General features: G+C 63.7%; 34 protein-coding genes and 1 tRNA gene. 13 read left to right on the forward strand and 22 right to left on the reverse strand.

Going from position 1 to position 25,051, the window contains the following annotated elements; translation table 11 throughout:
• Positions 1 to 139: 139 nt before the first annotated feature.
• Positions 140 to 1,141, reverse strand: coding sequence for an N-acetyltransferase DgcN (gene dgcN / locus ANTHELSMS3_RS01405; RefSeq protein WP_094033317.1), 1,002 nt, complete (start codon positions 1,139 to 1,141; stop codon positions 140 to 142).
• A 726-nt stretch (positions 1,142 to 1,867) separates the two neighbouring features.
• On the opposite strand from dgcN, the gene ANTHELSMS3_RS01415 reads away from it, so the two are divergent.
• On the forward strand, positions 1,868 to 2,827 hold the full coding sequence (locus ANTHELSMS3_RS01415; RefSeq protein WP_094033319.1) for an L-malyl-CoA/beta-methylmalyl-CoA lyase: 960 nt from the start codon (positions 1,868 to 1,870) through the stop codon (positions 2,825 to 2,827).
• Positions 2,828 to 2,877: 50 nt separating this feature from the next.
• Here the strand turns inward: ANTHELSMS3_RS01415 and ANTHELSMS3_RS01420 are convergent, their stop codons facing one another.
• Positions 2,878 to 3,330 (reverse strand): Lrp/AsnC family transcriptional regulator, encoded by a 453-nt coding sequence (locus ANTHELSMS3_RS01420; protein ID WP_094033320.1) that lies wholly within the window; start codon positions 3,328 to 3,330, stop codon positions 2,878 to 2,880.
• A gap of 72 nt (positions 3,331 to 3,402) precedes the next feature.
• Here ANTHELSMS3_RS01420 and ANTHELSMS3_RS01425 point away from each other — a divergent pair, with 72 nt between their 5' ends.
• Positions 3,403 to 3,996: a LysE family translocator gene (locus tag ANTHELSMS3_RS01425; protein WP_198319863.1), complete on the forward strand. Its 594-nt coding sequence runs from the start codon at positions 3,403 to 3,405 to the stop codon at positions 3,994 to 3,996.
• On the opposite strand, the gene ANTHELSMS3_RS01430 is transcribed toward ANTHELSMS3_RS01425, so the two are convergent.
• Complete coding sequence (locus ANTHELSMS3_RS01430; RefSeq protein WP_094033322.1) at positions 3,993 to 4,856, reverse strand: AraC family transcriptional regulator; 864 nt, start codon at positions 4,854 to 4,856, stop codon at positions 3,993 to 3,995. The genes ANTHELSMS3_RS01425 and ANTHELSMS3_RS01430 overlap by 4 nt on opposite strands.
• A gap of 122 nt (positions 4,857 to 4,978) precedes the next feature.
• Here ANTHELSMS3_RS01430 and ANTHELSMS3_RS01435 point away from each other — a divergent pair, with 122 nt between their 5' ends.
• From ANTHELSMS3_RS01435 to ANTHELSMS3_RS01450, 4 genes are all read left to right on the forward strand, one after another.
• Entirely contained in the window at positions 4,979 to 5,941 is a 963-nt protein-coding gene (locus ANTHELSMS3_RS01435) for an acetyl-CoA carboxylase carboxyltransferase subunit alpha (protein WP_094033323.1), read from the forward strand.
• Between the two features lie 4 nt (positions 5,942 to 5,945).
• A complete protein-coding gene (locus tag ANTHELSMS3_RS01440) occupies positions 5,946 to 7,130 on the forward strand; it encodes a hypothetical protein (RefSeq protein WP_094033324.1) in 1,185 nt (394 codons plus the stop codon).
• Positions 7,131 to 7,215: 85 nt separating this feature from the next.
• Positions 7,216 to 7,929, forward strand: coding sequence for a cytochrome c biogenesis CcdA family protein (locus ANTHELSMS3_RS01445; RefSeq protein WP_094036853.1), 714 nt, complete (start codon positions 7,216 to 7,218; stop codon positions 7,927 to 7,929).
• A 23-nt stretch (positions 7,930 to 7,952) separates the two neighbouring features.
• Entirely contained in the window at positions 7,953 to 8,366 is a 414-nt protein-coding gene (locus tag ANTHELSMS3_RS01450) for a thioredoxin family protein (RefSeq protein ID WP_094033325.1), read from the forward strand.
• A gap of 61 nt (positions 8,367 to 8,427) precedes the next feature.
• On the opposite strand, the gene ANTHELSMS3_RS01455 is transcribed toward ANTHELSMS3_RS01450, so the two are convergent.
• On the reverse strand, positions 8,428 to 9,075 hold the full coding sequence (locus ANTHELSMS3_RS01455; RefSeq protein ID WP_094033326.1) for a GntR family transcriptional regulator: 648 nt from the start codon (positions 9,073 to 9,075) through the stop codon (positions 8,428 to 8,430).
• Between the two features lie 201 nt (positions 9,076 to 9,276).
• Between ANTHELSMS3_RS01455 and ANTHELSMS3_RS01460 the strand changes: the two genes are divergently transcribed.
• Entirely contained in the window at positions 9,277 to 9,765 is a 489-nt protein-coding gene (locus ANTHELSMS3_RS01460; protein WP_094033327.1) for a J domain-containing protein, read from the forward strand.
• Here ANTHELSMS3_RS01460 and ANTHELSMS3_RS01465 read toward each other — a convergent pair.
• On the reverse strand, positions 9,762 to 10,451 hold the full coding sequence (locus ANTHELSMS3_RS01465; protein WP_094033328.1) for a M48 family metallopeptidase: 690 nt from the start codon (positions 10,449 to 10,451) through the stop codon (positions 9,762 to 9,764). The two genes, ANTHELSMS3_RS01460 and ANTHELSMS3_RS01465, sit on opposite strands and share 4 nt — an antisense overlap.
• A 105-nt stretch (positions 10,452 to 10,556) precedes the next feature.
• Between ANTHELSMS3_RS01465 and ANTHELSMS3_RS01470 the strand changes: the two genes are divergently transcribed.
• A complete protein-coding gene (locus ANTHELSMS3_RS01470) occupies positions 10,557 to 10,880 on the forward strand; it encodes a TIGR02300 family protein (RefSeq protein WP_094033329.1) in 324 nt (107 codons plus the stop codon).
• Positions 10,881 to 11,073: 193 nt separating this feature from the next.
• Positions 11,074 to 11,149: transfer RNA gene (locus ANTHELSMS3_RS01475), tRNA-Ala, on the forward strand.
• A 113-nt stretch (positions 11,150 to 11,262) separates the two neighbouring features.
• On the opposite strand, the gene ANTHELSMS3_RS01480 is transcribed toward ANTHELSMS3_RS01475, so the two are convergent.
• A complete protein-coding gene (locus tag ANTHELSMS3_RS01480; protein ID WP_094033330.1) occupies positions 11,263 to 11,517 on the reverse strand; it encodes a hypothetical protein in 255 nt (84 codons plus the stop codon).
• Between the two features lie 135 nt (positions 11,518 to 11,652).
• On the opposite strand from ANTHELSMS3_RS01480, the gene ANTHELSMS3_RS01485 reads away from it, so the two are divergent.
• Positions 11,653 to 12,045, forward strand: a complete 393-nt coding sequence (locus tag ANTHELSMS3_RS01485) for a DUF1036 domain-containing protein (RefSeq protein ID WP_157733376.1) — start codon at positions 11,653 to 11,655, stop codon at positions 12,043 to 12,045.
• Positions 12,046 to 12,154: 109 nt separating this feature from the next.
• On the opposite strand, the gene ANTHELSMS3_RS01490 is transcribed toward ANTHELSMS3_RS01485, so the two are convergent.
• Complete coding sequence (locus ANTHELSMS3_RS01490; protein ID WP_094033332.1) at positions 12,155 to 12,628, reverse strand: DUF2938 domain-containing protein; 474 nt, start codon at positions 12,626 to 12,628, stop codon at positions 12,155 to 12,157.
• A 301-nt stretch (positions 12,629 to 12,929) separates the two neighbouring features.
• On the opposite strand from ANTHELSMS3_RS01490, the gene ANTHELSMS3_RS01495 reads away from it, so the two are divergent.
• Entirely contained in the window at positions 12,930 to 13,136 is a 207-nt protein-coding gene (locus tag ANTHELSMS3_RS01495; protein WP_094036854.1) for a cold-shock protein, read from the forward strand.
• A gap of 2 nt (positions 13,137 to 13,138) precedes the next feature.
• Here the strand turns inward: ANTHELSMS3_RS01495 and yciA are convergent, their stop codons facing one another.
• The 3 genes from yciA to ANTHELSMS3_RS01510 form a co-directional block, all read right to left on the reverse strand.
• Positions 13,139 to 13,543 (reverse strand): acyl-CoA thioester hydrolase YciA, encoded by a 405-nt coding sequence (yciA, locus tag ANTHELSMS3_RS01500; RefSeq protein WP_094033333.1) that lies wholly within the window; start codon positions 13,541 to 13,543, stop codon positions 13,139 to 13,141.
• Between the two features lie 106 nt (positions 13,544 to 13,649).
• Positions 13,650 to 14,105 carry a hypothetical protein gene (locus ANTHELSMS3_RS01505; RefSeq protein ID WP_094033334.1) on the reverse strand — a complete coding sequence of 152 codons (456 nt, stop codon included), beginning with the start codon at positions 14,103 to 14,105 and terminating at the stop codon, positions 13,650 to 13,652.
• A gap of 37 nt (positions 14,106 to 14,142) precedes the next feature.
• Entirely contained in the window at positions 14,143 to 14,838 is a 696-nt protein-coding gene (locus ANTHELSMS3_RS01510; protein ID WP_094033335.1) for a hypothetical protein, read from the reverse strand.
• A 210-nt stretch (positions 14,839 to 15,048) separates the two neighbouring features.
• On the opposite strand from ANTHELSMS3_RS01510, the gene ANTHELSMS3_RS01515 reads away from it, so the two are divergent.
• Positions 15,049 to 15,483, forward strand: a complete 435-nt coding sequence (locus ANTHELSMS3_RS01515; protein ID WP_094033336.1) for an RbsD/FucU family protein — start codon at positions 15,049 to 15,051, stop codon at positions 15,481 to 15,483.
• 226 nt (positions 15,484 to 15,709) lie between these two features.
• Here ANTHELSMS3_RS01515 and ANTHELSMS3_RS01520 read toward each other — a convergent pair whose 3' ends face one another.
• The 12 genes from ANTHELSMS3_RS01520 to ANTHELSMS3_RS01570 form a co-directional block, all read right to left on the reverse strand.
• On the reverse strand, positions 15,710 to 16,801 hold the full coding sequence (locus ANTHELSMS3_RS01520; RefSeq protein WP_094033337.1) for an NAD(P)/FAD-dependent oxidoreductase: 1,092 nt from the start codon (positions 16,799 to 16,801) through the stop codon (positions 15,710 to 15,712).
• A 2-nt stretch (positions 16,802 to 16,803) separates the two neighbouring features.
• A complete protein-coding gene (ureG, locus tag ANTHELSMS3_RS01525) occupies positions 16,804 to 17,415 on the reverse strand; it encodes an urease accessory protein UreG (RefSeq protein WP_089277363.1) in 612 nt (203 codons plus the stop codon).
• Entirely contained in the window at positions 17,412 to 18,047 is a 636-nt protein-coding gene (locus ANTHELSMS3_RS01530; RefSeq protein WP_198319926.1) for an urease accessory protein UreF, read from the reverse strand. The genes ureG and ANTHELSMS3_RS01530 overlap by 4 nt, the downstream gene beginning before the upstream one ends.
• Positions 18,043 to 18,513, reverse strand: coding sequence for an urease accessory protein UreE (locus tag ANTHELSMS3_RS01535; RefSeq protein WP_094033339.1), 471 nt, complete (start codon positions 18,511 to 18,513; stop codon positions 18,043 to 18,045). Before ANTHELSMS3_RS01535 ends, ANTHELSMS3_RS01530 begins: the two co-directional genes overlap by 5 nt.
• Positions 18,510 to 19,097, reverse strand: coding sequence for a hypothetical protein (locus ANTHELSMS3_RS01540; protein ID WP_094033340.1), 588 nt, complete (start codon positions 19,095 to 19,097; stop codon positions 18,510 to 18,512). Before ANTHELSMS3_RS01540 ends, ANTHELSMS3_RS01535 begins: the two co-directional genes overlap by 4 nt.
• Before the next feature lie 95 nt (positions 19,098 to 19,192).
• Positions 19,193 to 20,902, reverse strand: a complete 1,710-nt coding sequence (gene ureC, locus ANTHELSMS3_RS01545) for an urease subunit alpha (protein WP_094033341.1) — start codon at positions 20,900 to 20,902, stop codon at positions 19,193 to 19,195.
• 48 nt (positions 20,903 to 20,950) lie between these two features.
• Complete coding sequence (locus tag ANTHELSMS3_RS01550; RefSeq protein ID WP_094033342.1) at positions 20,951 to 21,346, reverse strand: carboxymuconolactone decarboxylase family protein; 396 nt, start codon at positions 21,344 to 21,346, stop codon at positions 20,951 to 20,953.
• Entirely contained in the window at positions 21,346 to 21,642 is a 297-nt protein-coding gene (locus ANTHELSMS3_RS01555) for a hypothetical protein (RefSeq protein ID WP_094033343.1), read from the reverse strand. The genes ANTHELSMS3_RS01550 and ANTHELSMS3_RS01555 overlap by 1 nt, the downstream gene beginning before the upstream one ends.
• Positions 21,643 to 21,700: 58 nt before the next feature.
• Positions 21,701 to 22,009: an urease subunit beta gene (locus ANTHELSMS3_RS01560; RefSeq protein WP_094033344.1), complete on the reverse strand. Its 309-nt coding sequence runs from the start codon at positions 22,007 to 22,009 to the stop codon at positions 21,701 to 21,703.
• Positions 22,006 to 22,170 (reverse strand): peptidase M23, encoded by a 165-nt coding sequence (locus tag ANTHELSMS3_RS25395; RefSeq protein WP_157733377.1) that lies wholly within the window; start codon positions 22,168 to 22,170, stop codon positions 22,006 to 22,008. Before ANTHELSMS3_RS25395 ends, ANTHELSMS3_RS01560 begins: the two co-directional genes overlap by 4 nt.
• Positions 22,171 to 22,211: 41 nt before the next feature.
• Positions 22,212 to 22,514 (reverse strand): urease subunit gamma, encoded by a 303-nt coding sequence (locus ANTHELSMS3_RS01565; protein WP_089277371.1) that lies wholly within the window; start codon positions 22,512 to 22,514, stop codon positions 22,212 to 22,214.
• A 4-nt stretch (positions 22,515 to 22,518) separates the two neighbouring features.
• A complete protein-coding gene (locus ANTHELSMS3_RS01570) occupies positions 22,519 to 23,361 on the reverse strand; it encodes an urease accessory protein UreD (RefSeq protein WP_254694819.1) in 843 nt (280 codons plus the stop codon).
• 381 nt (positions 23,362 to 23,742) lie between these two features.
• Between ANTHELSMS3_RS01570 and urtA the strand changes: the two genes are divergently transcribed.
• The gene (gene urtA / locus ANTHELSMS3_RS01575; protein ID WP_094033345.1) at positions 23,743 to 25,023 is read left to right on the forward strand and encodes an urea ABC transporter substrate-binding protein; all 1,281 of its coding nucleotides are present in this window, start codon (positions 23,743 to 23,745) and stop codon (positions 25,021 to 25,023) included.
• Positions 25,024 to 25,051 lie beyond the last annotated feature (28 nt).

Below are 25,051 nucleotides of genomic sequence, written 5' to 3' on the forward strand. Positions count from 1 at the left end.
CTTCTTGGTAAAAATACTCAAACACACCCCCACCCCAGGCGACACCGCAAACCGCGCAGCGCCCCAAGGGATGGTGGGTGGGGCGTCTTTCGCGCGCAAGCGCGAAACAGCGTCCGGCCAAAGGCCGGACCGCCCTCCATCAGACGTTTTGCAGCGCCTCTGCCAGACGCTCTGCGCCGTGGCGGAACGGATCGACCGTCGGCAGACCCAGACGCGCCTCGACCTCGGCGCAATAGCTGACCGCCTCGGCCTCGCCCATGTGCTGGGTGTTGATCGACACGCCCACAACCTGACAGTCCGGGTTCGCCACCTTGGCCAGCGCCAGCGACAGATCACGCACCTCTTCCAACGAAGGCAGGGCATAGCCCGGCAAGCCGCGCATATGGGTGCGCGTCGGCTCATGGCACAGGATCAGCGCGTCGGGTTGACCGCCGTGGATCAGCGCCAGGGTCACGCCGGAGAAACTGACGTGGAACAGGCTGCCCTGCCCTTCGATCACGTCCCAATGGTCGGCATCATTGTCTGGTGTCAGATATTCGATCGACCCGGCCATGAAATCCGCCACCACGGCATCCAGCGGCACGCCGTCGCCGGTGATCAGGATGCCGGTCTGGCCCGTCGCCCGAAAGGTACTTTTCATGCCGCGCGCGCGCATCGCCTTGTCCAGCGCCAGCGTCGTATACATCTTACCGACCGAACAATCGGTACCCACCGCCAGCACGCGCTTGCCGGTCCGCTTGACACCGTCGGCGATCGGATACTCGACCTCCGGCACACGCACGTCGTGCAGGGCGCGGCCCGTTGCCTCGGCCACAGCTGCCAGATCCGCCTCGGCGCGCAGCAGGTTGTGCAGGCCAGAGGCCAGATCCAGCCCCTCTTCCAGCGCCGACACCAGCACCTTTTTCCAGGCTTTGCTGATCTTGCCGCCCCGGTTGGCCACGCCGATCACCAGCGTCTTGGCCCCAGCGGCCTTTGCCTCTTCCAATGTCATGTCAGGCAGGCCGAGATCCGCCTTGCATCCGTCCATGCGGAACTGCCCCACGCAGTTTTCCGGGCGCCAGTCGCGGATGCCCTGGGCCACCTTGGCCGCGAGCGAATCGGGCGCATCGCCCAGGAACAACAGATAGGGTGTTTCGATCATGGTCGTCTCCAGCGTCAGAATTTGCGCGACTCTGCCTCAACTCTTGCGAAACTACATTGCGTTTCTTCACCGCTGTCGCCGAATCTTCGAAGAAACTTGCTATCTTTCGGCTAGATGCCGAAGAATCGTGCAACCCGGCCATGGGTGTCGTCCGATTGTGCAACGGGTCATTCGCTCTTGGCGTCCCGGACCAATTGTGTTCGCAACATCAAAAGGTTGGATTTTGCGTTTCACCTTGTCTCCCGCTGTGAGGCCGCTTTTCTGACTGCCGCCGGACTTTTCTTCTCTCTGGCCGGACCCGCGTCCGCAGCACATTTCCTTGTCGGGGGCGATGGCGATCCGGAGTATATCCTGACCGTTCGGAGTCCGATTAGATCCGCGGAAAGCGATGGCTTTCGGGCCATGGTCGACCGGATTGTCAGCAACAGTGCAAGCCAACCTTATACCTTTACCGAGAGCGTTTTTCGGCATGTCCGACACCATACCGTGCCTGCGCTACAGCCGATCTGGCAATGCGTTGCGCTTTGAGGCAACGGCGCATTGAACGGCCCTGTGCCCCGCTTTGGCAGCGCGCACCGCATCGTGTCGGAAGTGCCGGACCCTCCGTCTGCCATAGGTGCTGACAGTGCACTTTTCTGCACCTGCAAAAAGACCTTGCGGGCGGCGGCGCAGTTTTATAACCCTCACGACAAGATACACGCAACTTTCTGACCGAAAGGCCCCGAAATGTCGTTCCGCATCCAGCCCCCTGCCCCCGCCTGTCCCAATCGCTGCCAGTTGTTCGGCCCCGGATCGCGCCCGGCCATCTTTGAAAAGATGGCGGCCAGTGCGGCGGATGTCATCAACCTTGACCTTGAGGATTCAGTCGCCCCTTCGGACAAGGACAGTGCGCGCGCCAATGTCATCAAGGCGCTGTCGGACATCGACTGGGGCAAAAAGACCCTGTCGGTGCGGATCAACGGGCTGGATACACCCTATTGGTATCGCGACGTGGTCGACCTGCTGGAACAGGGCAGCGAGCGGCTGGACCGGATCATGATCCCCAAGGTGGGTTGCGCCGGGGATCTCTATGCGGTGGACGCGCTGGTCACCGCCATTGAACGCGCCAAGGGCCGCGAGAAGGCGGTGAAATTCGAGGTCATCATCGAAAGCGCCGCCGGAATCGCCCACGTCGAGGAAATCGCCGCCGCCTCGCCCCGGCTGGAGGCAATGAGCCTTGGCGCCGCCGATTTCGCCGCCTCGATGGGGATGGCGACCACCGGCATCGGCGGCACGCAGGAAAACTATTACATGGTCCGCGAGGGCGCCAAGCATTGGTCCGACCCGTGGCACTGGGCGCAGGCCGCCATTGTCGCCGCCTGCCGCACCCATGGCGTGCTGCCGGTCGACGGGCCGTTTGGTGATTTCAGCGATGACGAAGGATTTCGCGCGCAGGCGCTGCGGTCTGCCACGCTGGGCATGGTCGGCAAATGGGCGATCCACCCGAAACAGGTGGCGCTGGCGAATGAGGTCTTCACCCCCTCCGAGGCGGCGGTGAACGAGGCGCGCGAGATCCTCGCCGCCATGGAAGAGGCCAAGGCCAAGGGCGAAGGCGCAACCGTCTACAAGGGCCGGCTTGTGGACATCGCCAGCATCAAACAGGCCGAGGTGATCGTGCGCCAGTCCGAGATGATCGCCGGTCAATAAGGCCAGTCAGTAACGACAACTTTGGCGTGGTCCGGGTCGGGCCGCGCCCCTTATGCCCGCTCATCCTTGGGCGAGCCCATCACGACATAAGACGTCAGGGTGCGCACCTGCGGCAGCGCGCCCAGAATTTCCGTGTGGAAGTGTTTGTAGGCAATCAGGTCGGCGACCTCGACCCGCAGCAGGTATTCCACCGGGCCGGTGATGTTGTGACACTCGCGCACCTGCGGCGCCGCCTCCATCGCACGCTCAAACGCCTCTTGTGCCGGTTTGGCGTGCTGGTTCAGACCGACAGTGATATAGGCGGTAAAGCCGATGCCGATCTTGTCAGCACTGAGCACGGCACGATAACCGCTGATGACCCCGGATTTCTCCAGCGCGGCGGTGCGGCGCAGACAGGCCGAGGGCGACAACCCCACGCGCTCGGCCAGCGCAAGGTTACTGAGCCGCCCATCGGCAGAAAGTTCGCGCAATATCTTGCGGTCTATGGCGTCCAGTTCAAGCATGGATTGCACAGATAGCCCATTTCCGCCGCACAATGCAATTTCATGCCATCACATTGGTGCATTTATTGCGCCATGACAGCCGACCTCCTCCTTGCGCTTGCGCTTTTTGCCGCCGCCACCGTGTTCTCACCCGGGCCAAACAACCTGATGCTGATGACATCGGGGGCCAATTTTGGCCTGCGCCGATCTTTGCCGCATCTGGCCGGGGTGGCCTATGGCTTTCCGCTGATGATCCTGCCGGTGGGTCTGGGCGTGATGCAGGTGTTCGAGGTCTGGCCCCCCGCCTACACGCTGCTGAAACTCGTCTCTGTCGCCTATCTGCTGTGGTTGGCGTGGAAAATCGCCCATCAAGCCGCCCCCGGAGAGGCACAGGCCAACGCCCGCCCGCTCAGCTTTGTGCAGGCCGCCGCCTTTCAGTGGGTCAACCCCAAGGCGTGGTCCATGGCGCTGGGGGCCATCACGCTCTATGCCGCCAGCCGCGATCTGTCCGCCGTCGCATGGGTGTCGGCCACCTATGCGGTGATCGGCACCGCCTCCGCCGTCGCATGGACGGTTCTGGGCACAGGGATGCGCCGCTGGCTGGCAGACCCGCGCCGCCTGCGCGTCTTCAACTGGACCATGGCAGCGCTGCTACTGGCCGCCATGGCACCGGTTCTGCTGGGCTAGGCACCTGCCAGAGGCACATGGATCTCCGTTATCAGATCGGCGGGCGCGGTGTCGCTTGGGTCGTTGAGATAAATCTCAAAGGGCGGGGAATCCGCGGGCGTCTCGCCGCTTTGCGGCAAGCCGGTGCAATACATGTGATCCCAGGCCGCCTGCAGCCCGGAATAAGGCCCCTTGAGCGTCAGAACAGCATGACGACCGCCCGGCAACAGCACCTCTTCGAGGTCAGACGGCATCGACACCCCATCCACCAAAATCACACCGGCGTGGCTGCGCAAGTCGGGTTCGGGCACGTCTGCCGGGCTGTCATAGTAGACACCCACCATGCCGCGCGCATGACCCCACAGGTTCTGAGCGGTAAAGACCGCCGCGACCTGCTGAAAGGCTCGGCCAATTTCTGGATAGGGGCCCTTGTGCGGCAATGCCGCCAGCCGTTGCGGCGCGCAGTCTCGGATTTCAAAAGGATACATCTGGGGAACTCCTTGTCGTAGGATCGGGGATTGCGGATCGGGCCGCCCAGCGGCACGAAACGCTGCGGGCGTCATGCCGTAGTGCCGCTGAAACACGCGGGCAAAACTGTCAGTGTTGGCATACCCCGCCCGCGCGGCCACCTGCGTCACCGGCCAATCGGTCTGTACCAGCCAACAGGCAGCGCGATGGGCCCGAATGCGGCGCACCGCTTGGGCGCAGGTCTCTCCGGTCATGGCGTGATGCACCCGGTGCCAGTGGAATCGCGACATCGCCGCCACATCGGCCAGCGCATCCAACGACAGATCACCAGCGGGGTTGTCAAAAATGTACTGGATCACGCGGCGCAGGCGGTCCTCATAGGGATGCGCCCCTCTGGCTTCTTCTTGGTCCAAATACTCAACTCCTACGGCGCGTCCGGGCCTGTCCTCTGCATAACGCGGGACAGATCGACAAATCTTGCTTTATTGCATCCGGAACGCGGCAAGGTCATATAGCGCCGTGCAAGGAGACGCCGATGACCCATTACCTCGACTTCGAAAAACCGCTGGCAGACATCGAAGGCAAGGCCGAAGAATTGCGCGCCATGGCCCGGAACAGTGAGGACATGGATGTCGAGGCCGAGGCCGCCGCGCTGGACGGCAAGGCCAAGACGCTGCTCAAGGACTTGTATGCCAAGCTGACTCCGTGGCGCAAATGTCAGGTCGCGCGGCATCCCGAACGTCCCCATTGCAAGGATTACATCGAGGCGCTGTTCACAGAGTTCACGCCGCTCGCCGGGGACCGCAACTTTGCCGAGGATGAGGCCATCATGGGCGGTCTGGCACGGCTGGACGACCGGCCCGTCATGGTGATCGGTCACGAAAAGGGCCATGACACCACTTCGCGCATCACCCGCAACTTTGGCATGGCCCGGCCAGAGGGCTATCGCAAGGCGTTGCGTCTGATGGACATGGCCGACCGTTTCGGTCTGCCGGTGGTGACGCTGATCGACACGCCGGGCGCCTATCCCGGCAAGGGCGCCGAGGAACGCGGCCAGTCCGAGGCCATCGCGCGGTCGACCGAAAAATGCCTGCAAATCGGTGTGCCGCTGGTATCGGTTGTGATCGGCGAAGGCGGCTCTGGCGGGGCGGTGGCCTTTGCCACCGGCAACCGCGTCGCCATGCTGGAACATGCGGTCTATTCGGTCATCTCGCCCGAGGGCTGCGCCTCGATCCTGTGGAAAGACGCCGACAAGATGCGCGAAGCCGCCGAGGCGTTGCGCCTGACCGCGCAGGATCTGCACCAGTTGGGTGTCTGCGACCGCGTCATTCCCGAACCACTGGGCGGCGCCCACCGTGCCCCCGAAACCGCGATCGACGCGGTGCGGACCGCGGTCAATGCGCTGTTGCTGGATCTGGACGGCATGAGCCGAGAGGATCTGATCCGCTCTCGTCGGACCAAGTTCCTGAACCTTGGGTCCAAGGGTCTGGCGGCCTGATCCGATGCTGGACGGGCTGGACCGCGTGGATTGGGCCGGTCTGACACATGGCCGCGGCCCGGCCACGGATGTCCCCGCCGCGCTGCGGGCGCTGGCGCTTGGCGGCGCATCGCAGGCCGCGCGCGCCCTTGCCACGCTGAACGAAACGCTCTGCCATCAGGGCGGCTGCTACACCGCCTCCGCCGCAGCGATTCCCTTTGTGGCGGAACTGGCACTGCGGCCCGGGCCGCGCACCCCCAGCCTGCTGCACCTGTTGCGCGCCATCGCAGCACCTGCCTGCGCGCGGATGCTGGCGCAAGGCCGGACCACGCGCGGCTACTACGCTGATGCGGCCCACAGCGCGGCGGAGCGCGACCATACCGGCACCTCGACGCGTGTCGAGGCCGAATGCCACGTCGCCGTCGCCCGCGCCTTGCCCTCCCTTTTGTCCCTACTGGACAGCGACGACCCCGCGCAGGTGGCCGCGGTGCTGATGCTGCTGGGCGAGTTTCCGTCCCTCGGGACCGACAGCACACAACGCATCACCGCCGCCATCAAGCGGTCCGACAATCCGGCGGTGCGGTGCGCCGGTCTGGCGGCACTGGGCCGCCTGTCGCGCTCTGTCGAGGTCGACCCCGCCGATCCGATCCTGCGGCGCTTGCTGGACCCGGCGCAGCCACTGCCGATCCGGGTCGAGGCGGCGCTGTCGATGACCGTGCAGGAAGCGGCCCGGCGCGACGTTCTGCTGGAGGGGTTGCGCCACAGTGATGCGCTGAATCAATCAGACACGGCGGACCGTGCGCTGTTCCCGCGCCCCGGCTGGACAGCGGACCGGGTCGCGACCTGTCTGGCCCGCTGGCGCGGCGGCGATGCGCAGCGGACCGAAACCGCGCAGGCGATCATCGCCGCACTGCCGCAGGCCCGCGCTGCGGGGGCCGCGACCACCGGGCAGACCCGCGCCCTGTTGGCGACACTGGCGGCAGGTGCCCCCATCGAAGGGATGTTCCGCGGCCGCCGGAGGTCCATGCTGTCAGAGCTTGACCGGCAAGCGCTACAGGCCATCGCCGCGCAGGGCGACTGGATCTCCGGGGATGTCCCCAACGCGATGTTTGCCACCCTGATGCGTCGCTGCGGTCTGCCCGACACAGCCCACGACCTTACCCGCTTTGCCACCCGTCCGGGTGCGCTGGCCCGTCTGCTGCGGCGCTGACCTGTCATATTCCCCCACGCGAGCGTGATGCCCCGTCAGGGCTTTGTCGGGTGACAGCGCGCGGAACTTTGGCAATATCGCGTCCATGGAACTGATATTCGCATATGGCGCGGGCCTCCTGACGCTGATCAACCCCTGCGTGGTGCCGGTGCTGCCGATTGTCATCGCCACGGCGTTGCAGGCCAGCCGCCTTGGGCCGCTGGCAATGGCCGCCGGGCTGAGCCTGTCGTTTGTCGTGCTTGGCTTGGGCATAACCGCCTTTGGCCATTTGATCGGGCTGGACGTTGACACCGTGGCCAAGGCGGGCGCGGTCCTGATGGTGCTGTTTGGTCTGGCGCTGTTACTGCCGCAGGGCGCGGCCCTGATGGAAACCGCCACTGCCGGGCTGGCGGCGCGCGCAGACGCACAGATGGACCATGTAGATCGCAGCGGATTGCGCGGTCAGCTTCTGGGCGGGATGCTGCTCGGCGCGGTCTGGAGCCCCTGTATCGGCCCAACGCTGGGCGGGGCGATATCCTTGGCCAGTCAGGGGCAGAACCTTGGCTGGGCTGCGCTGATCATGGTGTTCTTTGCACTGGGTGTGTCGACGCTGATCCTTGGGCTGGCTTATGGCACGCGTGGCGCAATTGGCCGCCACAATGCCCGGATGCGCGCGCTGGCGATCCGTGCCCGCCCGATCCTTGGCGCAAGTTTTGTCGCTGTCGGCCTTGCGCTGTTTTTCAACTTTCACCACCTGATCGAGGGCTGGCTGGTTGGCGTTCTACCCGGCTGGCTGATCGACCTTTCGGTCGCCCTTTGACCCTTTCTAGAGGAGACACCCCCATGGACCGCCGCACGTTTCTGACGCTTACCGCAGGCAGCGCGCTTGCCCTGCCTTTTGCCGCCGCTGCCGCCCCGCTGGGCTACACTCCCGGGCTGGTGACACAGCGCCTTGGTCAGGGGGAGACGGTGTTTCTGGACTTCAAGGCAAGCTGGTGTACGACCTGCGCTGCGCAGGACCGGGTGATCAAGGCGCTCAAGGATGAAAACGCGGCCTATGAGCAAAATATCACCTTTGTTGACGTGGACTGGGACACCTACGGCAAGTCCGATCTGGTCAAGTCGCTGCGTATCCCGCGTCGGTCCACACTGGTTGTGCTGAAGGGTGAGGCAGAGCTGGGCCGCGTTGTCGCGCAAACATCACGCGCCGCGATCAAGGGGTTGATGGACACGGCGCTGGGTGCGGCGATGGCGTAAGGGCTCGCGCCGCCACCATGATCAACGGTTGGAACGCGGGCGCGGCTGCCGCCCGTGGATACTAGCCTGCCAGCATCCGCAGCCCCTGCGTGACGTCCGAGCGCACCGCCAGCCGCAATCCCGGCTCATCCCCGGCATTCAGCGCGGCGATGATCAGTCGGTGATACTGCGGCGCCTCTGACCGGCGCAGCCGCCCGTACAGCGCCCGCATCGTCGGCCCCAGTTGCAGCCAGACGGTTTCCGCCATGGCCAACATCGCCGGGGCCTGCGCGCGCAGGTACAGGGTGCGGTGAAATTCCAGATTGGTCCGAATATAGCCGACCGCGTCGCGGTTCGACACCACATCGGCGATGCTGGCGTTGATCGTCTGAAGCCGCTCAATCAACGCGATATGCGCCCGTGGCAGCGCGCGCGAGGCCAGTTCCACCTCGATCAGGGCGCGCAGGGCCGCCAGTTCCTCGATCCGTTCGTTGGACAGTTCGGGGGTCGAGACCCTCCCGGAACTGGACATTTGCAACGCGCCCTCAGCCACCAGCCGGTTCACCGCCTCACGCGCGGGCGTCATCGAGACGCCAAATTCGCGGCCCAGACCGCGCAGGGTCAATGCCTGACCGGGGGCGATCTGGCCATGCATGATCCGCGTGCGCAGCCCGCGATAGACGCGGTCGTGGGCCGAAACGGCAACATCTGATCTGACGGTTCCTTGCATGGATGTGTTTGTGATCACGTTTCACGCTCCGGTCAATGGCGCTCAAACGCACACCCGGCCCCGCACGCCTTAACCTTTTGTTCAGAAACAAGCTGAAAATCATTCGCCGCGAATTTATAAACAGTTTGAGCGGCTTTTTTCCGGTCTGCGGGGGCAGGATCGGGGTGGAGCGCGCCACAGCTCTTGCCCGGAGGATTCGCCATGACCCGCATCGCCCCCCAACAGGCCTACACCGTTCTCGGAGTGACGCCCGAGGATGACTTTGCCACAATCCGCAAAGCCTGGGTTCGGCTGGTCAAGGCAAACCACCCCGATGCCCTTGGCGGCGACATCGAAACCGCGACGCGGCGGCTGTCGCGGATCAATGACGCCTACGACTCATTGCGCTGGCACAACCCGGAAAAGCAGCGCATCCATCAGGCGCGAGAGGCGCAACGCCGACAGGAAGCCCGCGCCGCGCGGACCCGGCATGTGGATGCCCTGCGCGCGGGTCGGCCAACGCCTACGGCCGATACATCCGCCCCGCGCGACGACACCGGCGAGGCGGCCTTTCCAAACCAACAGGCCCCCGCGCTGGTCGTGCGGCAGGGGCCAGGCAACCAGCTTGCCGAGAAGGCGCACCGCAAATACGGCGACGTTCAGAAGATTTGCGAAACTGCTACGCAGGCGATCATGACACGCACCGCCTAGTCGAACCGATACCGGTGCAGTTCCGTACCGTGTTCCTTCAGCCATTTGCGCGGCGCACGCCAATCGCCATACAGCGCCTCGACCTGCTGCCAGAACGCGGCCGAGTGGTTCATATGGGCCAGATGCGCCACCTCATGCGCCGCGACATAGTCCAGCACCTGTGGATGGCCCAGAATCAGCCGCCAAGAATACATCAAGCCACCGTCATGGGTGCACGACCCCCAGCGCGAGCGCGTGTCGCGCAGCGTCAGGCGATTGTAGCCCCGCCCCAGACGCGCCGCATAGCGGTCTGACGCCTCGGACAGGCGGTCGCGCGCCCGCGTCCGCAGCCAGCCTTTCAGCCGGGCCGCGGCCTGTTCTTCGGGGCCGGGCACAAAAAGCACACCCGCCTCTTGCCGTACGGTGCGTCCGGGTCCAGTGCGAATCTCATGCGGCACGCCCTCGACCGGCAGCCGCGCGCCCGGCCCCACCATCACCGGACCTGACACATCCGCCAGCTGGCCGCGCAGCCAGGCCTCTTTGGCGCGCAGAAAGGCCACGCCTTCGGCCTCTGGCACCGCATTGGGCAGCGTCAGCGTCACACGCCCGTCCAGCCGCGAGACCCGCAGGCTCAACCGGCGGGCGCGCGCCGACCGGCGCAGCTGAACCGCGATCAATGGGTTGCCAGCCAAGGTAATCTGCCCCATATGCCCTTAGCCTCGCTCCCTGCCGTCAAAACTTTTGACATCCGCCATCTGATATGGCAGGGGGCATAGATTGTCGACAGACACAAGAGTTGAAGGGGATCACCCATGCCCAAGGAAGAATGGGGCACCAAGCGTGTCTGCCCCACCACCGGAAAACGGTTCTACGACCTGAACCGTAACCCGATCGTCAGCCCGTATACCGGCGAGGTGGTCAACCTCGAAACCGGCAAGCGCAGCATGATCGCGGCGGACGCCGCCGATGCGGCCAATCCGAAGACGAAGAAGGACGAGGAAGAGGCCGAACTGGTCGATGACGATGATGTCGGCGTCGAGCTTGAGGACGATGATGTTCTTGAGGACGAAGACGACGATGACGATGTTTCGCTGGACGAAATCGCCGACGTCGCCAGCGATGACGACGACTCCTGACGCGAAACTCTTCGGGATTTTACTGCAACGCCGGTCGGTTCTCCGACCGGCGTTTTTCGTGGGTCTGGCGGCGCGGCCATGCGGGGCCTGACCCCGATGTGAAATTCTCGACCCGCCGCGATTTTCCGCTTGATCCCATCGTCGGCATTGCGTAATCACCCCGGCACGACGCCAGTGGCGTCGCCCAAGGAACGGGGCCTTAGCTCAGCTGGGAGAGCGCTACAATGGCATTGTAGAGGTCAGGGGTTCGATCCCCCTAGGCTCCACCATTCCCGCCGATCTTGATCGTACCGGACCACCCTTTTCCCGATTTTCGGTTTGCGCGCTGCCAAAGCCACGCGCACCTGATCGCCACCGCGTGCGACATGACCGGGCGCATCTTTTAGTGGCAAATCACCAGGAACGAGGCAACCTGCTCCGTGACATCAACGGCGTAGGGATTCAGCGCGCAGCTGTCGTTTAGCTTGACCGTGGTCGCCTGATATACCTCGACCGTCTCACTTGTCGCCTCGAACACGTCGGACATGGTGATTGCGACGTCGTTCTGGCCATGGAAATGCGCGGCCTTGTGCAGCGCGAACAACAGCGATTGCGTACTTCCAAGTCGCCGTTCCGGTTGGAATGCAACGCAGTCCATCACGCGCCCCAAGCGCACGGCACGCCGACCAGTCGCCCCTCCCCTACGGCGGGCCACGGTCAGGGAAACCGGTCTTGCCCGATGGCAAATGCTCGCCTAACCTGAGACGCACGTTCTAAAATTCAGGATATCCAGATGCATAGATTTTTTTGGCTAATGCTTTGCCTCTTGATGGCAAGCGGCGCGCATGAGGCCGCTGCGCAAAACAACAATTTCGCCGTCTACTTCAAAAACGAGTGCTGGCGGCGCATTCAAACAGCGATCCACGTTCGCGACATGTCCGGCAATTGGGTCACCAAGGGTTGGTATATATTGGAACCCGGTGAACAGGCCTTTGTCGCCACAACAACCAACCGGATCTTTTATACCTATGGCGAGAGCATTGCGCCAATCAACGAGCGGATCAACTGGGCCGGAACGGACCGGCATTACTACATTCGCGGGTCGTCCAATACTTATGGGTTCCGAACCCGCCGGATGGACATGTCGAACTGGGGTACATGGACCGAACGGTTCACCTGCAACTAATCGCGCGGGACAATCCAATCAGCAAACAGCCAGCTGACGTTTTACGCCTGCTGGCTGTTTTCTTTGTCAGTCCTGTTTTCAGGACGCTGTGGACCAGGCGGCCCGAGACCTAACCAACTAGGGCCACACCCCACATCCCAAGCCCGAAGACCGTATGCGCCACCAGACCCATGCCGCGCGCCTTCCACGGGGTTGCGGTGCGCGACGCGGCCCAGCCCAGCCCCATGCCCGGCTGCAGCAGGAACCAGCCTGCGGTGATGGTCAGCAGCGAAAAGATCCAGACCGGGACAAAGGCAGGATCGCCAAACCACGCCCGTCCAGCGATCAGCGCAAAGATCACGCCATAGGCGATGCCCACCGCATAGTGAAAGACCCAGCCCAGCGCGCGCTCCCCGGCCACCGGGGCAGCCTGACCGATATCGTCATGAAACACCCGCCCCCGGAACAGATGCGCCACCCAGCGCCCGACATTGCCCCAGTTCGGCCGAGGTTGCCCCGCGACGCGGGCCAGCAGCAAAGCCCATAGATCCATCGCAACGGTGCCGCCGATGCCGATCAGAATACCTGCGATGAGTACGCCCATCCATCTTTCCCCCAAAACCTTGGGCCAACATGGGGCAATCGGCCGGGGGCTGCAATGTATCCCGCTGCCTGCTCCTCTATGCACGGAGGCAATTCGGACCCGGGTCGCCCTCGGCAATGTCGAGACCACCATCTGAACTCACTTGATCCGAATCCCCGAATCTGAGATTTTTTCCGTGCTACGTTATCACTATCGTCTTCCTGTCTCCGCCTTGCGGCGTCAGCGCAATCGATACTGCTCTGACCTATGCCGGGCCGCAGCACTTCCGCGTGCGGCGCAAAACGAACATGGAGACATCACGATGGCGACTGGCACCGTGAAATGGTTCAACACCACCAAAGGCTTTGGCTTTATCGCGCCCGAAGGCGGCGGCAAAGACGTATTTGTCCACATTTCAGCGGTCGAGCGGTCCGGCCTGACCGGCCTTGCCGACAACCAGAAAGTCAGCTTTGAGCTGCAAACCGGCCGCGACGGGCGCGAGAGCGCCTCGGATATCGAATTGCTCTGATCTTATGCGCCGCCCGGGAGCTCGGACTCGGGCGGCACTTCGCGTTTGTTGCCAGCCTCGTCGATGGCCACATAGGTGAACACCGCCTCTGTCACCTTTTCGCGCTTGCCCACCCGGTCGCGTAGGGCCCATGCCTCTAGCCCGATGGCCATGGAGGTCCGCCCGACCCGCATCAGGCGCGCGTAGATGCACAGCACGTCGCCCACCTTGACCGGGCGGATGAATTTCATGGCGTCCACCGCGACGGTCGCCACCCTGCCCTGTGCGCGCTGGCCCGCGACAATGCCGCTGGCAATGTCCATCTGCGCCAAAACCCAACCGCCAAAAATGTCCCCGTTCACATTGACATCCGCCGGCATTGCCAGCGTCCGCAGCGTCAATTCGCCTTTTGGGCTGCTTTCATCCATAGACCTGTTCCCCCCTGCTGAACCGGGCTGCCCGCTGTGCGCGATGTGCCGGTCCCCATCTGTGACCCAATTCGCGTCATGTGACCAGCCAAACGCCGGACCGCGCCTATTTCAGCGCCCTGTTCAGGACCAGTCCGAACCCGGCAATCAAACTGCCCATCAGCCCCAGAAACAGCGCATGCGCCGTGCCGAACAGGTCCTGCCGGTTGGCCATCGGCTGCCCGCGTACAATGCGCACCCGGATGTCCGAGCCGAGCGGATAGGCCGCCACCAACGCGCGCGCGCGGTCAGCATCGCCCCGTTGCGTCAGTGCCAGCAGGCCACTGATGGCCACCTGCGCGCCGCTGTCGCGCGGCCATTCCACGGTAATCGCTGGGTCTGTCCGCGTGGTGCCGTTGCCCACCGGTGACGTGACAACCGTGGCGGTTTCCACCGTCAGCGTTTCACGCGGGCTGAACAACGACAGCGGAGGCGGCTCACCCCAGCGGGCGCTCAGCGACGCGAACCAGAGGAACAACAGGCCCACAGCCAGAATCCCGTACCGCAACACGATTGTCAGCATCCGCTCTCCATTCCTTTGCCAAACCGCATCCCTTGCCCTATCCGGCTGGCAGGCACACGCCATCAAACCCCCGGCCCGTCACCTTGGGGGTGCGCGACGGCCGGTGCGGCACCCGGCAGGCGACCACGGTCAGCCCGGCCGGGTTGGACGGCACCGACGACAGCCCCGCTGAGCCGGGATCGAACCGCGCCACCTCTCCCGGTGCAAGCGTCACCGACTGCGCGCAGGGATCGGGGTTCTGTTCCGTCGGCAGGCACAGCCCGACAGTGATCGGAAAATCGCAAGTGTTGGTCACGTCCTGCGGCTGCACCTGACCCAGCATCCCGTGCGTACAATTATTGACATCGGCCCGGAACGACGCCCGCTGGTAAGAGCCGGTGACAGCGTCCAACAGCGGCGGCACCGCAAATGTGGCCACGCCCCCCGCCAGTGCCGCCACCCACAATGGCACCCGGCGCGGCGCGCCCTTGCGTTCGAACAGCACCGCCGCAATCATCGCCACCCAGCCACCGATGAACAGCGCCCCGCCGGTCACCTCAGGCAACCATGGGGTGGACCGCCACAGATCCTGCGCCCCGGCCAGAACGGGCATCCCCAGCCACGCCATGGCGATGCCAACCAGCGCCGCGCCCCACAGCGGCAGCCGCCGAGTGCCCGACCGATTGACCAAAGCCCGGACCACAACCGCAGTCACAATCCCCCAGAAAATCGCGCCTTCCATCAACTCTGGCATGGCTTGTCCTCTTCGCCGCAACGCGCGGTCCGCAGGCCGCCGCCCAGCATTGCCGCAAAGCCTGTGCCGTCTCAAGGCCGTCCATGATGCCGCCCGCCGCCAGCCCAAAGGCCCCGCCGGGCGAATGGCTCCACGCGGCGAGGCGATGTTTGCGCTTGCACCGCGCGGCATTGGCGTTTTTCATGGTCGGGTATTCCAGAGGTTTCCCACATGCTGCACAACGTGCCCCCCATCCTGTCCCCCGACATCCTTCACACGCTGCGTGCCATGGGCCACGGCGATGAGATCGTGATTTCGGATGCCAATTTTCCTGCCTATTCAATGGGGTGCAAGGTGCATCGTCTGGACGGCATCACCGCGACGGATGTGCTGGAGGCGGTTCTGACCCTGATGCCACTTGATAGATACGTCAGCGACCCGTCGCAGACCATGCAGGTGGTCGACGACCCGGATGCTGTTCCCGAGATCGTACAAGAGTTTCAAGGGATTATAGACCGTGTCGCCGACAACCCCGCGCCTATCGCAACGCTGGAACGCTTTGCCTTTTATGAGCGCGCCAAGACCTGTTTCGCGGTGATTCAGACCGGGGAATCAAGGCTTTATGGTAATATCATCCTGAAAAAGGGCGTCATCTCGCCGCGCTAGTGGTCACATCCCTGACAGGTATTGGAAACATGACTGCCGAAAGCCCGCCTTCTTGCCCACATTCAATGGCAGAGAAGGAGACCAGAGATGACCAAGCACACACAACCCAGTCCCGCCCAGCCGACCTCGCCCACCCCGGGCAACACCAAACCGCAAACCTACCGCTTTACCGACTGGGCGGCGTTCTAAGCCGCCCGTCGCCGCCTGAACAAATGCGGTTTCCCGGTCAGCCGTGCAATCTGTCCGGGGCCAGCGCAGCCACAACATCCGCCGCCAAGGCCGGCGGTTCGCCTAGGCACAGGGCCGCCGTAAGACATGCCAGCGCAGGCGAGGTCTGCACGCCATACCCCCCCTGCCCCGCCAGCCAAAAGAACCCCGGCGCATCGGGGTCCATCCCCACCACCGGCGTCTTGTCTGCCAAAAAGCTGCGCATCCCCGCCCAGCTATGCGACGGACGCACCAACGGCAGGTCCACCATTTGCGAAAATCGGTCCAGCCCCTCGGCCAGCACCATATCGTCGGCGTGAATGTCCCCCGGCTCTACCGGGTCCTCATCCGCTGGTGAGATCATCAACCGCCCCGCCTCGGGCTTCGCGTACCATGTCTCGGCGATCGAACCGAACAGCGGCCAGCCATCAGGGTCGATGCCCGCAGGCACCGCCATGATCACCGCAGAGCGCCGTTTGGGCACCAGCCCCACGGGCCGCACCCCGGCCATCTGCGCCACCTGATCCGCCCAGCCGCCCGCCGCGTTGACCACGATCCCGGCGGCGAACACCTGTCCGCCCGCCTCGACCCGCCAGCCAGTGCCGTCCCGCGTGATGGCCGTGACCCGGCTGCCGGTCTCAATCACCCCGCCGCGCGCGCGCAGCAGACGCGCATACCCCTGCAACAGGCGGTCCACGTCGATACCTTGTGCATCCTGTTCCAGCATCGCCGCCGCGATCTGATCGGTGCGCAGGACCGGCACCAGTTCGGTCGCCTGCTGCGCGGTCAGCCGTTCGATCCCGGTTGAGCCGTCCAGATAGTCCTCGAGCACCGGCAAGTCCTCGTCGCGTGCCAGCATCACTTCGCCCCGTGGCGACAGCATGCTGTCGCCTAACAGGTCGCCAGCCAGAGCCGGATAGGCCGCCGCGTTCAGCGCCCGCAGCGTCGCGTTACCGTAGTTGCGGATAAAGATCGCGGCGGATCGGCCGGTCGCGTGATAGCCCAATTGCGGCTCTGCCTCGATCACCGTTACCTTGGCGCTGCGGGCCAGTTCCGCCGCTGCGCTAATCCCGGCGATCCCGCCGCCGATCACGATAACATCCTGTGACATGGTCAAAGCCCCGCGATTTCCCTTATTTCGCGCAGGATCTTGTCCACACCTTCGCCGCCCTTCAAGGCGGAAAACACAAACGGACGGCCCGCGCGCATCCGCGTGGCATCCCGTTCCATCACCTCCAACGAGGCCCCGACATAAGGTGCCAGATCGGTCTTGTTAATCACCAGCAGGTCCGACCGCGTGATTGCCGGACCACCCTTGCGCGGGATTTCCTCCCCCGCCGCCACGTCGATCACATAGACCGTCAGATCCGCCAGTTCCGGGCTGAAGGTGGCCGACAGGTTGTCGCCGCCGGACTCGATCAGCACCACCTGCACCTCCGGATGGCGCTGGCGCATCTCGGCCACGGCGGCAAGGTTGATCGAGGCATCCTCGCGGATCGCCGTATGCGGGCAGCCGCCCGTTTCTACCCCGATCACCCGGTCAGCGGGCAGGATCTGCATCCGCATCAGGGCCTCGGCGTCCTCCTGCGTATAGATGTCATTGGTGATCACGCCGATGGAAAACTCATCCTTCAGCCGCTCGGCCAGCCGCGCGGTCAGGGTGGTCTTACCCGCGCCGACAGGTCCGCCGATGCCGATCCGCAGGGGGCCGTTCATTTGGGTCATGACTGGAATAGCCTTGGTTCTAGTGTTTCATGTCGCATGGCGGCGACGTCTGACAAAAATGCGGTGGAGGACATGTCGTCCAGCGTCAACCCCCGGCCAGCCGCAGCCACATCGGCGCAAAGTGGCGTCAGCCGGGACAACACGCCTTGTGCTGCGGTCTGGCCCAGTGGCATCAGCCGTTGCGCCGCCGCGACAAGGTTGCCCGCAAAGGCGTGCAGATACAGCGCCGCCACCTGTTCCGGGTCCATGGCCATCTGCCGCGCCGCCGCCCCCAAAGCGACAGGCAACAGCATCGGTGGCAGGTCCAACCCCCAAACCTCTGCCGTGACCTTGGCAAAGGCCGCGCCCTGACGTTCTGCCTCACGCAGGCGTTCCTGCGCAGGCGACCATGCGCGCGCCATTGCGTCCAGTTCGACCACAGGGTGATCGCCCCGCCAAACCAGCCAGATCCACAAGGCGTCCGTCTTGCCGGAACCGGCGCTCAGAACGTCGCGCAGCCAATCCTCCAACGTGGCGGGATCTATCACCCAACCTGCCTGCACAGCCGTTTCCAGCCCGTGCGAATAGGCAAAGGCCCCCACCGGATAGGCGGGCGACAGCCATTGCGTCAGGGTCAGCAGATTGCGGTCAATGGGCATGGGCGGTGTGGCCGTGCTCATGACTATGGGTGCGACCATGGCCATAGGCCCCGCCCTCGGGCGCAAAGGGTTCCACCACCTCGGTGATGACCGCGCCCAGATGCTCCAACATGTGCCGGATCACTGGGTCACGCTGGATCAGCAGCCGCTCACCCGCCACCTGACAGGGCGTGTGCCGGTTGCCGATGTGCCATGCCAACCGGGGCAATTCGCCGGTCACAGCCAGCAAATCCTCTTCGGCTGCGATCACCTCGATCAAACGCCCGTCCGCCCGTTCAAGCGCGTCGCCGTGATCCAATGAGGTGGTCTGTTCCAGATCCACCACAAACCTGCCCCCCGCGACGGTGGTCAGCACCTTACGGCGCAAAAAGCGCGCGTCATAGGTCAGGCGGCAGGAGTCCTGCGCACCGGACCACGTCCCGGCACGATGCAGGGTCTGGGCGACGGGAAGGTCGGTCACTCGATCACCTCGATATTGGAATACATGTAGCGGTCCGCTCCATCGGCGTGATCGCTGCCCGCATAGTAGGAAAAGCCCAGGTCCGGCAGGTAGTACAGCAGGTCCACGGTGCCGGATTCGTCCGGGTCATAGCGGATTTCAATCGGAATCATCTGGTATTCGCAGGCCCCGAAGTTGATCACCGCCGCCTCACCGAAATCATAGGTCTGCCGTTCCTTTTTCAGGTCGCCAAGGCTGTTCATGACAAGATCATAGGCCACCTGCTGCCCCGATGCGGGCAGGGCCAGATCCTCGGCCCGACCGGGAAAGGCATAGGTTGTGCGGGTGTCCTGATCAGGGGCGCCGTCGACTAGATCCACCAATTCGATCAGATAGATCCCCTGCGCCAACAAACTGCGCGAGGTGGCCCCATCCGCCGTGATATACAGCGATTCAACCACGCCGGGGCCGGACTGGCGGTACTCCTCAGTATCGGTGCCATCGACGGTAAAACGGATGCCGGTGTCGAGATCCGCCGCCACCGGGCAATCCGCCAAGGCCGGGGCCGCGAACAAAAGGCTAAAGGCCACTAGGGGATAACGCATTTTCGTACTCCAGTTCGATCTGCCGGGCGCGGGTCAATGTTGCGCGAGCGCCTGCCAGAGATCAAGCAAAGGCAAGCGATGCCGCACCTCAGACCTCAGAACAGGAAATAGCGTTGTGCCATGGGCAGTTCCGTCGCCGGCTCGCAGGTCAGCAGTTCACCATCCGCGCGCACCTCATAGGTTTCGGGATCAACCTCGACCTTGGGGGTCGCATCGTTCAGCTTGAGATCCTTTTTGCCGATATTGCGCGTGTTGCGCACCGCCAATGTCTGCTTGGCCAGACCCAGTTCCGCGCCGATCCCTTCGGCCTGCGCCGCCTCGGACACAAAGATCACAGCAGAGTTTTCGACGCTGCGCCCAAAGGCCCCGAACATGGGCCGCGAATAGACCGGCTGCGGCGTCGGGATGGATGCGTTGGGGTCGCCCATCTGCGCGCAGGCAATGGTGCCGCCCAGCAGCACCATCTCAGGCTTGACGCCAAAGAAGGCCGGGTTCCACAGCACCAGATCGGCGCGCTTGCCCTCTTCGATGCTGCCGATCTCATGGCTCAACCCGTGTGCGATGGCCGGGTTGATGGTGTATTTCGCGATGTAACGGCGGACGCGGAAATTGTCGTTGTTGCCGACCTCCTCGGCCAACCGCCCGCGCTGCTTCTTCATCTTGTCGGCGGTCTGCCAAGTGCGGATCAGCACCTCACCCACCCGGCCCATGGCCTGACTGTCTGACGCGATGATCGAAAACGCGCCCATGTCGTGCAGGATATCCTCGGCGGCGATGGTCTCACGCCGGATGCGGCTTTCGGCAAAGGCCACGTCCTCGGGGATCGACTTATCGAGGTGGTGACAAACCATGAGCATGTCCAGATGCTCTTCCAGCGTGTTCACCGTAAAGGGCCGCGTCGGGTTGGTCGACGAGGGCAAAACATGCTCTTCACCGCAGATCTTGATGATATCAGGCGCATGGCCACCGCCCGCGCCCTCTGTGTGAAAGGCGTGGATGGTACGGCCCTTCAGCGCCTTCACCGTATTCTCGACAAAGCCAGATTCATTCAATGTATCGGTGTGGATCATGACCTGCACATCCATCGCATCTGCCACGCTCAGGCAGCAGTCGATGGCACCGGGGGTCGTCCCCCAATCCTCATGCAGTTTCAGCGAACAGGCTCCGGCCTTGACCTGCTCCTCTAGCGCGGCGGGCAGCGAGGCATTGCCCTTGCCCGCAAAGGCAAGGTTCATCGGAAAGGCATCCGCCGCCTGCAACATCCGCCCGATATGCCAAGGGCCGGGGGTGCAGGTGGTGGCCAGCGTGCCATGCGCGGGGCCTGTGCCGCCGCCCAGCATGGTGGTCAGGCCGGAATGCAGCGCATCCTCGATCTGTTGCGGGCAGATAAAGTGGATGTGGCTGTCAAAACCGCCCGCCGTTAGAATGCGACCCTCTCCTGCGATGGCCTCTGTCCCCGGACCGACAATGATATTCACGCCGGGCTGCGTGTCGGGGTTGCCCGCCTTACCGATCTTGTGGATGCGCCCGCCTTTCAGACCCACGTCCGCCTTGTAGACGCCACTATGGTCGACGATCAGCGCATTGGTGATGACGGTATCCACCGCCCCCCCGGCGCGCGTTGTCTGCGCCTGCCCCATGCCGTCGCGGATCACCTTGCCGCCGCCGAACTTGACCTCTTCGCCGTAGGTGGTGAAATCCTTTTCGACCTCGATGATCAGATCCGTGTCGGCCAGCCGCAGCCGGTCGCCGGTGGTGGGGCCAAACATGGCGGCATAGTCGGCGCGTTTGATAATGGCAGGCATTGTGTCCTCGTCCTTGGGGTCGCCCGACGCCTTGCGCCGGGCGCTACATCATTCCTTGAAAGCGTCATCCACCGGCACTTGCAGAGCACTGGCCAGCGCATTGGTCTGGTTCGCCATGCCCAGCACGGCCAGCAGCTCGCCGTACATCTCGGGCGTCATGCCCTTGGCGCGGGCGCTCGCGGTGTGCGAATGCGCGCAATATTCACAACCATTGCTGGCCGAGACGGCGACATACAGCATCTCTTTGACCAGCGGATCCAGCGCACCGGGGGCCATCACCACCTTCAACCGCTCCCATGTCGCCCTGAGCAAGGCAGGGTCATGTGCCAGCGCGCGCCAGAAATTGTTGACGAACTCCGCCCCCCGCACCGCACGAATGTCGTCAAAAACCGCGCGCGCCTCGGGTGTCAGTTGTTCATCGGACAACAGCGAAACAGTGGCCATCAGAACACCTTTTGGGGGCCGCGTTTTGCCAGCCGAAGAACATTGGCGCGCGTCTGACGCTGCAGGGGCTTGATAGCCGCAGCCAAAGGATCGCCGCCCCTCATCACCGCGCGCGCCGCTGCGGTCATGGCCTCGGGAAACCGCTGCGCCTTTTCATTCACCATCATCGAGTTCTCGCGAGGGCTGACGGACCAGATCCCCGCCATCCCCAACATCCGCATTGAAATGACCGCCTGCGCCTCTGCCGCCATGACAGCCAGCCGCGTCATGTTTACCCACATGTCAAAAGGGTTCATTCGGGTTTTGTCTCCTGTTTGCAAAACCAGCACGGATGTCCGTGCAGGCCCGCCGGTGCTAGTCCAGCGCGCCCATCACCATTTGGTTGAACCCATATATAGTACGTCCGCCTGAGATCGCGATCAGTTGCACTTCACGTGCCTGCCCCGGCTCAAACCGCACCGCCGTTCCGGCCGCAATATCCAGCCGCGTGCCCCGCGCCGCGTCGCGGTCGAAATCCAGTGCCGGATTGGCCTCGGCGAAATGATAGTGCGACCCCACCTGCACCGGCCTGTCGCCGGTATTGGCGACGCGCAGCGTGATCGCCGCGCGCCCTTCGTTCAGGGTCAGCGTGCCCGCCGCCGGGAACAGCTCTCCAGGGATCATCGGCGGTTCCAGGCGACCAGCGCGGCCACCCCGATCAGCGCGGCCATTGGCAACAGCGACATGCCGCTTTCCACGCCATGCGGATGCAGGTGTCCGCCCTCATGCGCCAGTGCCGGTGCCGCCGCCAACAGCGCGGCTACGAATGTCAGAACAGTTTTCATCTTGGTCCCCTTTGGTTTCTTCTCTGTAAAAATACCCACGATCACCGGATCGGATCGTGTACCGTCACCAGCTTGGTGCCGTCCGGAAAGGTCGCCTCGACCTGAACCTCGTGGATCATTTCGGGCACCCCTTGCATGCATTGCTCGCGGGTGATCACCTCTGCCCCCGCCATCATCATGTCAGCCACCGATCGACCGTCGCGCGCGCCTTCGACCACCGCATCGGTGATCAGGGCAATGGCCTCGGGGTAGTTCAGCTTTACGCCGCGGGCCAACCGCTTGCGGGCCACCTCGGCGGCCATCGCGACCAGCAGTTTGTCTTTCTCGCGCGGGGTCAGTTGCATAGTGTCAGAGTCTCCAAGAAGTCGGCAAAGTATCCCGGCTGAGCCGGTCAAGGATGGGCAGCAGGCTGCGCCGCAGTTCCAGACTATCGGACGCCAGCAGTCGCAACACCAATAGATCGTCCCGCATCAGCGACACGCCCCCGGTAACAGGCATCATGCCCCGCAGCGGTCCAAGCTGCGCCTCGGCGTCGGGCGCGACGTAGACAAGGCTCACCATCGCCCCGGCCCCGCCGCCCAGCGCCGGGCGCGCCATACATGTTTCAAGGTCGCCGCCCAGGTCCAGCCCGTCCAGATACAGCGGCGCGCCTTCGCGCCAGACCGCGATCCGGTCACTGAACATGACGTCCCGCAACCGCTCGCCCATGGCGGTGCGGCCAAAAATCACCGGCTCCGCCAGCAACAGCCGCGCGTCGGCGGCCAGATCCACCCGCAGGCGGCGACGCAGGCGCGCGCCCTCAAACAGGATCAGTTCCTGCGGCAACCACTGCAACAGCGATCCGGCCTGCGCCCCCAGCCGTGTTTCGACTCGCGCCACATCGGCACTGGCGCGGTAGACCCGTTCGGCGGCCTGGGTCGTCAACGTCAGCTGAGACCCCGCCCCGGCCACCGCCGTAAAAGACAGGGAATCGCCCCCCGTCAACCCGCCGGAGGTGTTGATTACAATCGCCTCGACGGCCTTTTCGCTGCGCGGAAACAACACCCGCACACAGCCAGATGTCCGCAGACGGTCAATCGCCGAACGGGTGCCACGCGGCTTGGTCGTCAGGTCCAGCGTCCCGCGCGCACGGGGCAGGATATCCGCCTTGGGCACGGTGGCCGCCTGTTTTTCGCGCATATGCAGTGTCATTGTCCCATCCGCGACCTGTCGCTGGCTGATACCGCCACCACAGGTCCGCCTTTGCAAAGCTCTTGGGGCAAAAGTTAACGAGTCCGCCCACATAAACGCGCAAAAATTAGACGATAACGCATGTTTAAGACTAATAATTGGGCAATCCGGATTACCGCCACGCCCGGAACCGCCGCGCGATTGACCAAGGGACAACCTCCACCAATGACTCAGGGCACCCAAGCCGTGCTGCTGTCAGATCGGCAAAAAAGGGTGTGTGACGACCTGAAAGGTTTGCAGCTCGAACAGGCCGCCACACTGGATGCAACATATTGTTGCGGGGGATGACCTAGTGCCTCGGCCAAGCCGGGACAAGGGAGGCTCACCCGCGGGGAGACAAGAATGAACCGTTTCACGAAACTGCTGTCCGGTGCCGCCACGCTGGCCCTTGTTGCCGGTGGCGCCAGCGCCCAGGATTGCCCAATCAAGGTTGGCGTTCTGCACTCGCTGTCCGGCACCATGGCGATCTCTGAAACCACGCTGAAAGACACCATGCTGATGCTGATCGAACAGCAGAACGCCGCCGGTGGTCTGCTGGGCTGTGAACTGGAGGCCGTTGTGGTCGACCCGGCCTCTGACTGGCCGCTGTTTGCCGAAAAGGCGCGCGAACTGCTGACCGTGCATGAGGTCGACGTGATGTTCGGCAACTGGACATCCGTGTCGCGCAAATCCGTGCTGCCGGTGATCGAGGAACTGAACGGCCTGCTGTTCTACCCGGTCCAGTACGAAGGCGAAGAATCCTCCAAAAACGTGTTCTACACCGGTGCCGCCCCGAACCAGCAGGCGATCCCGGCCGTGGATTACTTCCTTGAGGAACTGGGCGTCGAGAAATTCGCTCTGCTCGGCACCGACTATGTCTATCCGCGCACGACCAACAACATCCTCGCCAGCTATCTGGCGTCGAAGGGCATCGCCGAAGAAGACATTTTTGTGAACTACACGCCCTTTGGCCATTCCGACTGGGGTACAATTGTGGCCGACGTCGTGGCGCTGGGTGAGGACGGCAAACAGGTCGGCGTGATCAGCACCATCAACGGTGATGCCAACATCGGCTTCTACAAGGAACTGGCCGCCGCCGGCGTCTCTGCCGACGACATCCCCGTCGTCGCCTTCTCGGTTGGCGAAGAGGAACTCTCGGGTCTGGATACATCCAACCTCGTTGGCCACCTCGCCGCATGGAACTACTTCCAGTCCGCCGAAGGCGAAGCCAATGAGGAATGGATCGCCGCGTGGAAAGCCCGCATGGGCGAAGACCGCGTGACCAACGACCCGATGGAAGCCCACTACATCGGCTTCAACATGTGGGTGAACGCGGTCAAGGCTGCTGAAACCACCGATGTCGACGCCGTGCGCACCGCGATGTACGGGCAGGAATTCCCGAACCTGACCGGCGGCACTGCCGTCATGCTGCCGAACCACCACCTGTCCAAGCCGGTCCTGATCGGCGAGATCACGGCAGAGGGCCAGTTCGACATCATCAGCCAGACCGACCCGGTTCCCGGCGACGCATGGACCGACTTCCTGCCTGAATCGGCTGTGCTCAAGTCGGATTGGAAAGACCTCGGCTGCGGCATGTACAACACCGAGACCTCGACCTGCGTTCAGATCAAATCAAACTACTGATCGTCTCTGATCAGCGAGGGGCATTCAC

The organism is Antarctobacter heliothermus (assembly GCF_002237555.1).
Taxonomy (GTDB): Bacteria; Pseudomonadota; Alphaproteobacteria; order Rhodobacterales; family Rhodobacteraceae; genus Antarctobacter; species Antarctobacter heliothermus_B.